Origin of the sequence: Allobosea sp. Tri-44 (assembly GCF_004123845.1) — a bacterium.
Lineage (GTDB): Bacteria > Pseudomonadota > Alphaproteobacteria > Rhizobiales > Beijerinckiaceae > Allobosea.
Genome location: NZ_NBDP01000005.1, coordinates 372888 through 383307, shown reverse-complemented (window position 1 = coordinate 383307; position 10420 = coordinate 372888). Strand labels below are relative to the sequence as shown.

At 68.5% G+C, this 10420-nt stretch carries 5 protein-coding genes and 1 pseudogene; all 6 read left to right on the top strand.

What is annotated here, in order from left to right; all coding sequences use genetic code 11:
• Positions 1-103: pseudogene (locus B6S44_RS06485) on the top strand (IS110 family transposase); the annotation flags it as partial.
• Positions 104-254: 151 nt separating this feature from the next.
• Positions 255-1139: a DMT family transporter gene (locus B6S44_RS06480; protein WP_129155930.1), complete on the top strand. Its 885-nt coding sequence runs from the start codon at positions 255-257 to the stop codon at positions 1137-1139.
• A gap of 125 nt (positions 1140-1264) precedes the next feature.
• On the top strand, positions 1265-2032 hold the full coding sequence (locus tag B6S44_RS06475; RefSeq protein WP_129155929.1) for a fumarylacetoacetate hydrolase family protein: 768 nt from the start codon (positions 1265-1267) through the stop codon (positions 2030-2032).
• Positions 2033-2269: 237 nt separating this feature from the next.
• Positions 2270-4222, top strand: a complete 1953-nt coding sequence (locus B6S44_RS06470) for an autotransporter assembly complex protein TamA (RefSeq protein ID WP_129155928.1) — start codon at positions 2270-2272, stop codon at positions 4220-4222.
• The gene (locus B6S44_RS06465) at positions 4222-8547 is read left to right on the top strand and encodes a translocation/assembly module TamB domain-containing protein (protein ID WP_129155927.1); all 4326 of its coding nucleotides are present in this window, start codon (positions 4222-4224) and stop codon (positions 8545-8547) included. Before B6S44_RS06470 ends, B6S44_RS06465 begins: the two co-directional genes overlap by 1 nt.
• A 386-nt stretch (positions 8548-8933) precedes the next feature.
• On the top strand, positions 8934-10316 hold the full coding sequence (locus tag B6S44_RS06460; RefSeq protein WP_129155926.1) for a porin: 1383 nt from the start codon (positions 8934-8936) through the stop codon (positions 10314-10316).
• Positions 10317-10420 lie beyond the last annotated feature (104 nt).

The window sequence follows — 10420 nt, the reverse complement described above, 5'->3', positions numbered from 1 at the left end:
AAAGCCAAAGCTCGTCGCCATCATCGCGACGGCCCGAAAACTCGTCACGATCCTCAATGCCGTCATCCGGGACCAACAACCATGGCGCGAACAAGACGCTTGACCACCAAGACAGTCGCTCACCCCTACCCCTCTCCTTCCAGGAGAGGGGATCCCGCGCCTCTTCTGTCGCGTGCGGAACATGGCCTCACAGCGTCCGCATGCGGCGACAACTGCCGGTTTCAGGCCTATCAGGCGCCTAGAAGGTCGCCGCAATGTTCGATTCCCCGCTCTTCCTGCGCCTGTCGCCGGTGCTCTTCGTCTTCCTCTGGTCGAGCGGCTGGATTGTCGCCGGCTATTCGGCGCGCTATTCCGATGCGCTCACCTTCCTCTCGGTGCGCTTCGCCTGTGCCGGCCTTGCGCTCGCTGCGCTCGCCTTCGCGCTCGGGGCGCCCTGGCCGAAGAGCCGGCGCGCCATCATCGACTGCGCCATCGCCGGCATCCTGCTGCATGCGATCTATCTCGGCGGCGTCTGGTGGGCGGTGCGCCATGGGCTGCCGGCCGGCGTCTCCGGGCTGATCGCCGGTTTGCAGCCGGTGCTCACCGCATTGTTCGCACCGATGATCATGCGCGAGCGCATCTCGCCGATCCGCTGGCTCGGCATCGTCTTCGGCTTCGTCGGAATCGCGCTCGTGCTGGAGCCGAAGCTCGTCGGCGTCGCGCCCGAGGCGCTGCAGGCCGTGGCGTTGCCGATCATCGTCAACGTTGTCGGCATGTTCGCCGTCACCTTCGGCTCGTTCTGGCAGAAGGCGCGCATCGTCGAGGGCGACCTGCGCACGGTGACGGCGGTGCAATACTTCGCCGCCTTCCTGTTCACCTTGCCCTTCGCCTATCTGCTCGAGCCGATGCGGATCGAGTGGAACCTGACCATGGGGCTGGTGCTGGCCTGGTCGGTGCTGGCGCTCTCGCTCGGCGGCATCGGGCTTTATCTCGTGCTGATCCGCCGCGGCCAGGTCTCGCGCATCGCGACCTTCCTCTATCTTGTGCCGCCGGCAGTCGCGGTCGAGGCATGGTTGCTCTTCGGCGAGACCCTGACGCCGATCCAGCTCGTCGGCATGGCGGTCGCCGTGTTCGGCGTCGTGCTCGCCAGCCGGAAATAGCGCAGACATGTGCCGCCGCGATGATCGGCTCGCGATCTCCGGGTTCCCGGAAGCCGGTCGATGCTGTAGCCAGAGAGCATGAGGCGGCGGGCAGCCGCCGCGACGGCGACAGGGGCGAGACGACCATGGCTGTGACGACCGAGACTCTTGCTAGCGCCTTCATCGGCGCTCGCCGTGGCCACAAGCTGGTCGATATCGCGACCTTGCCGGTTCCCGCCGACGTCGATGCCGGCTTCGCTGCGCAGGCCGAGATCAACCGCGGCATGGACTACCCGCTCGCCGGCTGGAAGGTTTCGCTCGGCGAGGGCGGCCGGCCGATGGCCGGGCTGATGCCGGGCCCCTGGCTCAAATCCGGCGACACTTATCGCGGCGTGCACGGCGCCGAGCTCAGGGTCGAGATCGAGCTCGCCATCCGGCTCGGGCGCGACATGCCGCTGCGGCCTGGCCAGCCCTATACGCGCCAGGAGCTGATCGAGCATTGCGACGCCGCCCTCGTCGGCATCGAGATTGTCGAGAGCCGTATCGCCGACTGGACCAATGTGCCGTTCCCGCTCTGGCTCGCCGACGCGATGGGGCATGGCGGCTACCTCATCGGCCCCGAGGTCCCGTTCAGCATCTTCGACGACGTTCCGGCCCTGACCTGCACGGTCGAACTCGACGGCGACGTGCTCTATGAGCGCCAGGCGCTGCATGCCAATGGCGATCCGCTCGTCACCGCGCTCGCCTGGGCCAATCGCCCGGTCGAGGGGCCGCTCGGCCCGCTCAAGGCCGGTCAGATCATCACCACCGGCAGCCTCTGCGGCGGCGTGCTCGCGCCAACGGTCGGGCCGGTGATCGCCCGGCTCGACCCGGTCACGGCGATCTCCTTCGCGCTGGCGGAACAGGGCGACTGAGATCAGGTCGCGATCTGATCGTTGGCCGTTCGGTAAAGTCCGGATGGCCAACGATTCGTTCAGGTTTTCGGTTGAACGTGCGCTAATCCCGAGCGTCGAATTGTGATCAATTGGAGGCGCGATCACAAAATCAACGCATTCGCTGCGTTTTAGTTGAGTGGGGTTGGAGGTTTGATGCGGTCATGGCGGAGGCGGGGGATCGGTCTAGCTGGCGGGGGCGTCTGCGCTTTCGCGGCGATGCTTGCCGGTGATGCCTCGCCGGCGCGCGCCTTCGACCTGTCATCGCTCGACGTCTTCAATCTCTTCGGCAGCAAGGACAAGCCGCCCCCGGTCAGCGAGTCGACGGTCCCTTACGAACTGCGCTTCGAGCTCGGTGATGTGCCCGATGCCAGCGCGCTGAAGCGCAGCCTGCAGGACGCCTCTCTGCTCTATCGCCTGCGCGAGGATGCGCCGCCGGATGGCGAGACCCTCGCCCGCCGCGCCGCCGCCGACATCAACCCGCTGATCGATGCGCTCTGGGCCCAGGGTTATTTCAACGCACAGGTCGCGATCGCGCTCGACGGCGTCGCGGTGACACAGGCCGGCGAGCCGCCACCTGGTCTCGCCCCCGCTGCCGAGCGCTATCGCAATCGCGCCCCGGCGCCGGTCGTGGTCACGGTCGATCCGGGGCCGCAATTCGCGCTGCGCACTATCGACATCGTGCCGGGCGCACGCCGCGACCCTACAGCCGTGATCCCCGATCCCGGCAAGGTCTCGGGCCTCGTGCCCGGCGCGCCCGCCACCTCCTCCTCGATCCGCGCCGCGCAAGCCGCGCTCGTCGACTATTGGCGCAGCAAGTCCCGCCCGCTCGCCCGCGTCGTCGAGGTCCGCCCCGTCGTCGATCATGCCGCGAAGACGATGGACGTCGCCCTCGTCGTCGATCCCGGTCCCGTCGCCGGTTTCGGCGACGTCTCAGTCACCGAGACCGGCGATATCCCGACAGAGGTGATCCGTTCCTTCATCTATCTCGAGCCGGGCGAGCCCTATTCGCCCAAGGCACTGACGGATACGCGCAAGTCGATCGCGACGATTCCCGCGGTCGGCTCGGTACGCATCCGCGAAGGCACGACGCTCGACCAGGCCGGCAACCTGCCGATCTTCGTCGAGGTCAACGAACGGCCCAAGCGCCTGCTCGGCTTCTCGGCCCGCTATTCGACCATCGATGGCCCGGCGGTGAAGACCTATTGGGAGCACCGCAATCTGTTCGGCGGCGCCGAGCGCCTGCGGCTCGAAGCCTCCGTCTTCTTCGCCCCGCGCATCGACGGCACCAAGGTCCAGCGCTTCGGCGATTTCGAGCCGACCGATCTCGGCGCCCGTTTCTCGGCGAGTTTCCTCAAGCCGGCGCTCGGCGGCAGCCGCAACGACCTGCTGATCGATGCCAGCGGCGTGCGCGAGCGCGTCGGCACCAACCGCTATGGCGGCTATACGGCGCGCTATGCCAACGTCACCACGGCGATCCGCCATCGCTTCAGCGACGTCTTTTCGATCCAGGCCGGCATCGAGGCCGAGCGCGGCCAGACCAGCGACGTGCTCGGCCAGGTCGACTACATGCTGCTCGGCCTGCCGCTGTCGCTGCGCTACGATTCGACCGACAGCCAGCTCGACCCGACCCGTGGCATCAGGGTCGCGGCCTCGGTCACGCCCTATGCCGCCTTCGGCGACACCGATGCACCCTTCATCCAGAGCAAGGCCTCGGTCTCCGGCTATTACGCCCTCGACGAAGACGCCCGCTACGTGCTCGCCGGCCGGATCGGGCTGGGTTCGATCGCCGGCGCTGCCCTCGACGAGGTGCCGGCGACGCGGCGCTTCTATGCCGGCGGCGGCGGCTCGGTGCGCGGCTACGCCTATCGGACGCTCTCGCCGCTCGGCCCGCTCGATCGGCTGACCGGCGGGCGCAGCCTGTTCGAGGCTTCGGTCGAGGCGCGTATCAAGATCACCAACACGATCGGCATCGTGCCGTTCTTCGACGCCGGCATGGCCTTCGAGTCGCAAATCCCGAATTTCAAGGAGAAGATGCAGTACGCCGCCGGCCTCGGCCTGCGCTACTACACGCCGATTGGGCCGATCAGGGTCGATGTCGCGGCCCCGCTCAACCCGCGCAAGGGGGACAAGCCGGTCGCACTCTATATCAGCATCGGGCAGGCCTTCTGATGGGCGCGTTCCGCATTCCTCGGCTGATCGCCGGCCTCGCGGCGCTCTTCATCGCCGCTGCGCTGGTCGTCTTCACCGGTCTCGGCGGCTTCGCCCAGAACGCCGGCGATCGCGGCGTCATCGCCGATTTGATCTCGAAGGCGCTCACGACTGATGGCAGCCAAGTCTCGATCGGCGCGGTCGACGGTGCGCTCTCCTCCGACGCGACCATCCGCGACATCGTCATCTCCGACCGCGACGGCCCCTGGCTGCGGCTCGATCGCGCCCGGCTGGTCTGGACCCGCTCGGCGCTGCTGCTGCGCCGGCTGGAGGTCAACCGGCTCGAGATCGGCAAGCTTGAGATCCTGCGCAAGCCGCTGCCGGATCCGGCCGCTGCAGCGGCGCAGGCCAATGCCGGGCCGATCCTGCCCGAACTGCCACTCAAAGTGATCATCGAGGCGTTCCAGCTCGGCGAGCTGGCGCTGGGCCCGACCGTGATCGGGGCGCCGGCCCGGCTTTCGGCAACGGGTGCCGCCCGTCTGGGGCCGCCGAATGAGGGCCTCGATTTCCGGCTTGCCGGCCGCCGGCTCGACATGGGCGGCACGCTCGACGTCAACCTGCGCTTCGTGCCGCAATCGACGCAGCTCCAGCTCGCGCTCAAGCTCGACGAGCCGGCAGGCGGCCTGATCGCGACCATCGCCGACCTGCCGGACCGGCCGCCGGTCAAGCTCGACCTTTCCGGCGACGGCCCGCTCGACCGCTTCCGGGCGACGCTCGCCTTTGCTGGAGGGCCGACGATCGGCGCCAACGGCACCGCCGACCTCAGCCGCCAGGGCGCGGGCAGGCGGCTCCTGCTCGCGCTCGATTCGCGCATCGCCGGCCTGATGCCGCCGCCGGTCGCGCCGGTGTTCGAGGGCTCGACCCGGCTCGACGGCACGGTCGCCTTCGCCGATGACGGCGCCGTCTCGGTCGACCAGATGGCACTGGTCTCGGCGCTGGCGCGGCTCGACGTCAACGGCCTCTACGGCGCCGACAAGAATCTCGACTTCAAGATCACCGCCGCCGCCCGCCCCAATGCCGAGGGCCGCACCGTCGCCTCCGGCGCCGAGATCGCCAAGCTCGCCTTCGATGCGACGATCCGCGGGCCGGCCGCTGGCCCGCGCGTCAACGCCAGCCTGCAGGCGGAAGGCGCCAATGTCCCGGCGGGCAAGCTCGGCAAGCTCGACTTCACCTTTACGGCGACGCCGACCGGCGCGCTCAACGATCCCGCGACTCGCACGGTGCTGGTCTCCGACGGCGAGGCTTCCGGTGTCGTGCTCGCCGATCCCGGTTTGGCGCGCTTCATCGGTGACCGCCTGCGCTTCACCTTGCGCGGCACGGCCTCGGAAGGCGGAGGCGGCGAGTTCGAGACGCTGAAGCTCAGCTTCGGCGGCGCCGAGCTCGGCTACACCGGTCGTCTTGATCCGGCCCGCGTCCTCGGCAAGGTGCAGGCGCGGTTGCCGGACCTGTCGCGGCTCAGCACGCTCGCCGGCCGTCCGCTCAAGGGCGCTGCCACCGTCAGCGCAGATGTCGATGCCGAGCCGAAGAAGCGACTCTATGCCGTCAAGCTTGATGGCGGTGCCGAAGCGCTCGCCCTTGGCCAGGAGGCGCTCGACCGCCTGCTTGCCGGCAAGCTCTCAATCGGCGGCGAGATCAGGGTACCCGGCAGCGGCGGCCTTATCGTCAACGGCCTGCGCATCGCCGGAACCCATGTCGCGGCGACAGCCGATGGCGCGCTTGGCGCGCAAGGCTCGAGCCTGCGCGCCAACATCGCGATCCCCGATTTGCGCCGGGCCGATCCGAAGCTGTCGGGGCAGGGCGCTTTCGATGCGACGCTGACCGGCCCGCTCGACAGACTCGACGCCACGCTGAAGGCGGGCATCACCAATGCGACCGCGCTCGGCCGACCGGTGCCGCGCCTCGCGCTTGATGCCAATCTCCGCGATCTGCAAGGGATGCTGTCCGGTGATGCGCGCCTGTCCGGCGAGATCGAGGGTAAGCCGGCGACAGGAACCTTGCGTTTCGCCAAGGGCGACAGCGGCGGCTGGAGCCTACCGCAGCTCGACATCGCGATCGGCTCGGCCACGCTCAACGGCACGCTCGATCTCGACGGCGCCAATCTCGCCGACGGGACTCTCAAGCTCGCCGCCCGCAATCTCGACGACCTTTCGGCGCTGGCGCTCGCCAAGCTGGGTGGCCGCATCGACGCCGATCTCAAGCTCACGCGACCCAATGGCGGCCAGAATCTCGATCTGAAAGCCAATGCCCAAAAGCTTGTCGGGCCAAGTCTTTCGATCGACCGGCTCGATGCCGCGGTCGTCATCGCCGATGCGCTGCGCAAGCCGCTGATCGACGGCAATATCCAGGTCGACCGCGCTGTGATCGCCGGCGAGCCGGTCAGCGCGATCCGCCTGGTCTCGACGGGCGCCGCCGACGCCAGCGACATCAGTCTCGATGCCACGGCGCGCGGCTTCTCGCTCGCCTCGAAGGGCAGGCTCTCGGTCACCGAGCCGCTGCGCTTCGATCTCGCCAGCTTTACCGCGACCCGCGATGGCCGTCGCATTGCGCTGGCGAAGCCGGCGAGCTTCGTCGCGATCGATGGCGGCGTCGCAATCCGCGATCTCGCCATCGCGCTCGACGGCGGCCGGATCACGCTCGACGGCGAGGCCGGCAGGGCGCTCGACCTGCGCTTCGCCGCGCAGAACGTGCCTTTGTCCGCCGCTCGCCTGGCCTCTCCGACGCTCGACCTGTCCGGCACGCTCGACGCCGAGGCGACGATCAAGGGTACGGCCGAGGCACCGACCGGACCCTGGCGCGTCCGCATCGCCCGCCTCGTCACGCCGCAGACCCGCTCCGCCGGCCTGCCGCCGATCGAGATCGCCGGGCAGGGCGCGCTGGGCGGCCGCCAGACCAGCCTCGATGCCAGCCTGAACGCCGGCCGTTTCGTCAGCCTGACCGCGAAGGGCACCGCACCGCTCGGTGGCGACGGCGCGCTCGATCTCTCGATACAAGGCCGTGCCGATGCGGCGCTCGCCAACACCCAGCTCGCCGCCGATGGCAGGCGCTTGACCGGCCAGCTCGCGCTCGACCTGCGCGCCGGCGGTACGCTTGCGGCGCCGCGCCTCTCCGGTGGCGCGACGCTCTCCGGCGGCAGCTTCAGTGATGCGCTTCAGGGCGTGAAGCTGACTGGACTCGAAGCGCGCCTCGCGGCCAATGGACCCGAGCTCGTGATCGAGCGCTTCGCCGCGCAGACGCCAGGTGGCGGCACGCTCTCGGCCCGCGGCAATGTCAAACTGGATCCCGAGGCTGGCTTCCCCGGCACGATTCGGATCGAGGGCAAACGGGCCCAGCTCGTCGACAGCGGTCTCGTCAGGGCGGTCTCCGATCTCAATCTCGAGCTGGCAGGCCCCCTGGTGCAGCGGCCCCGAATCGCCGGGCGCATCGATGTCGTGACCATGGAGGTCGCGGTGCCGGACCGCCTGCCATCGAGCTCGCGACCGGTCGACGGCATCCGTCACATCAATGCCAAGGGCCAGGCGGCGGCCCGACTCGCGGCCGAGCGCAAGGCGCGCGCAGTCGCGAGTCGGAAGGGTGCTCGTGCGCCGGCCTTCGACGCCGTGCTCGACATCGCCGTGTCGGCGCCCGGGCGCGTCTTCATCCGCGGGCGTGGCATCGATGCCGAGCTCGGCGGCGACCTGCGCGTCGGCGGCAGCTCCGGCGCGCCGGCGCTGACCGGCGGCTTCGATCTCCGGCGCGGGCGTCTCAGCCTCGCCAGCCAGCGCCTCGACTTCACCCGTGGCCGCATCACCTTCTCCGGCGACGTGATGCCGACGCTCGACTTCGTCGCCGAAACCCGCGCCGCCGACGTCACCGCACGGATCATCATCTCCGGCGAGGCCTCGGCGCCGGAATTCACCTTCTCCTCCTCGCCGGAGCTGCCACCGGACGAGGTGCTCTCGCGGCTGCTCTTCGCCCGTGCCTCCGGTTCGCTTTCGCCCTTCCAGGCGCTGCAGCTCGCCCAGACCGCGGCGCAGTTCTCCGGAGCCGGCGGCGACGACGTCTTCGAACGCATCCGTCGCTCGCTCGGCGTTGACAATCTCGATGTCCAGATGGGGCCGGGTGGTCCGACGGTCGGTGTCTCGCGTGCTCTTAGCGACAACGTCACGCTCGGGGTCAGAGCCGGTGCCAAGCCCGAGGACAGCGGCGTCTCCATCGGCATTGATGTGACACGCCGCCTGAAGCTCCAGGCCGAGACCAACGCCGACGGCAGTGCTGCGGTCGGCGTCGGGGCCGAGTGGGAATACTGACGTCCCGACTCAATCGCCGAGACGACGCCGCAGATTCGCAGCCGGAATGGCGAGCAGGCGGCTTTGGAAGCCCGCAAACGACCCTATGCGGTTAACGCCCTCTTAAGTTCGGCGGTCAAAGCGTGGCCGAGGTGCAACACCGGGGGGCAAAGCGGGTCCGTGGTGGGGACTGTGGCGTGATCGTGGTTGATCGGCGGCCGGGCATTCGTAATGGTGACTGTGCGGCGGGACGTTCCCGGTCGCTGTTTTTCGTCTTCGCCTCCGAACGGTTCGGGGACGCGGGCGAAAGACCGGGATAAGCGGGTTCGCTGGTTTGGTCTCCTGGGGCCGCCGGCAAGGAACGCGCCGACGCCCGAGGGTCTCGAAACTCTTTTGGAGGTTATCAAATGAAGCTCGTAAAGAGCCTCCTCCTCGGTTCCGCCGCCGGCATCGCCGCGGTTGCCGGGGCTCAGGCCGCCGACCTTCCTTCGCGGAAGGCCGCTCCGGTCGAATACGTTCGTGTTTGCTCCGCCTACGGCGCAGGCTTCTTCTACATCCCGGGCACCGACACCTGCCTTCGCGTTGGTGGTCGTGTTCGCGCTGAGTACACCATCGGTTCGCGCTACGGCGACACCGGCGATGGCTACGGCTCCCGCTCGCGCGGTCGTCTGAACGTCGACGCTCGCACCGCGACCGCTTACGGCACGCTGCGCACCTTCTTCCGCTACGAGCTGACCGTCAGCTCCGGCTTCTACAACAGCACGGCCGCCGGCGGTAACCAGGGCATCGTCTCCCCGGGCAACCCGCGTCCGACCGCTACCCCGGGCGCCGGCAGCCTGTTCGCGAACGCGACGGCGTCGAACCTCGATCTGGCCTTCATCCAGTTCGGCCCGATCACCGCCGGTCGCGCTCAGTCGTTCTTCGACTTCTACGCGAACGACTGGACCTACACGACGGTCCGCACGGCTGACTCGCGTCTCAACCTGTTGGCCTACACCGCCACCTTCGGCTCGGGCTTCTCGGCGACGATCTCGCTCGAAGACCGCGTCACCGGCACCGGCGGCCGTGAAAACGGTGTTGTCAGCCCCGGTGGCGCTTCGACGCTGCTCGGCACGAACTTCCCCGACATCGTCGCTTCGGTGCGCGTCGATCAGGGCTGGGGTTCGGCTCAGCTGTCGGGTGCCATCACCCAGCGTAGCATCAACAATGCTGCTCTCGGCTTCCGCAACGAGGACGAGTGGGGCTTTGCTGTCCAGGGTGGCGTGAAGATCAACCTGCCGATGCTTGCGGCTGGCGACTCCCTGTTCCTGCAGGCTGCCTATGCTGACGGCGCTCTCGGCTATCTCGGCTGGGGCGGCAGCTTCGGCTCGGGTCGTATCCTGGCGCAGAACGCCCAGCTCGGCATCGCCGATGTCTCGACCGACGTCTTCGGCAACACCAAGACGGCCACTGGCTGGTCGGTTGTCGCTGCTCTGCGTCACTTCTGGACCCCGACCCTGCGGTCGGAGCTGGCCGCGTCGTATTCCGAGCTGAAGCTCGGCTACGTCCTGGCCAACCAGGCGGTCCCGGGCGTGGTTTCCCGTCCGCTTGATCCGAAGGAGCTGATCGTTGCTGGTAACCTGATCTGGTCGCCGGTTTCGGGTCTCGATATCGGTGTCGAGGTTCTCTACACCCGCACCGAGCTGAAGCAGGCCGTTCTGGCCGGCACCGACGCCGGTGGCCGTGGTCCGGGCACGATCAAGTCCGACGACGCTTGGGCTGGCCGTCTCCGCATCCAGCGCGACTTCTGATCGATCACCTGATCGTTCAAGGAAAGCCCCGGGGAAACCCGGGGCTTTTTTCGTTTCCGATCTATCTCCCTGTCGTGGAAACCCTGTCTGTCCCTCACAAGGGC

Bases quoted from the DNA above. Each gene is read 5' to 3' on its own strand.
- B6S44_RS06465 (WP_129155927.1), top strand. From the start codon at position 4,222: ATGGGCGCGTTCCGCATTCCTCGGCTGATCGCCGGCCTCGCGGCGCTC.
- B6S44_RS06480 (WP_129155930.1), top strand. From the start codon at position 255: ATGTTCGATTCCCCGCTCTTCCTGCGCCTGTCGCCGGTGCTCTTCGTC.
- B6S44_RS06460 (WP_129155926.1), top strand. From the start codon at position 8,934: ATGAAGCTCGTAAAGAGCCTCCTCCTCGGTTCCGCCGCCGGCATCGCC.
- B6S44_RS06475 (WP_129155929.1), top strand. From the start codon at position 1,265: ATGGCTGTGACGACCGAGACTCTTGCTAGCGCCTTCATCGGCGCTCGC.
- B6S44_RS06470 (WP_129155928.1), top strand. From the start codon at position 2,270: ATGCTTGCCGGTGATGCCTCGCCGGCGCGCGCCTTCGACCTGTCATCG.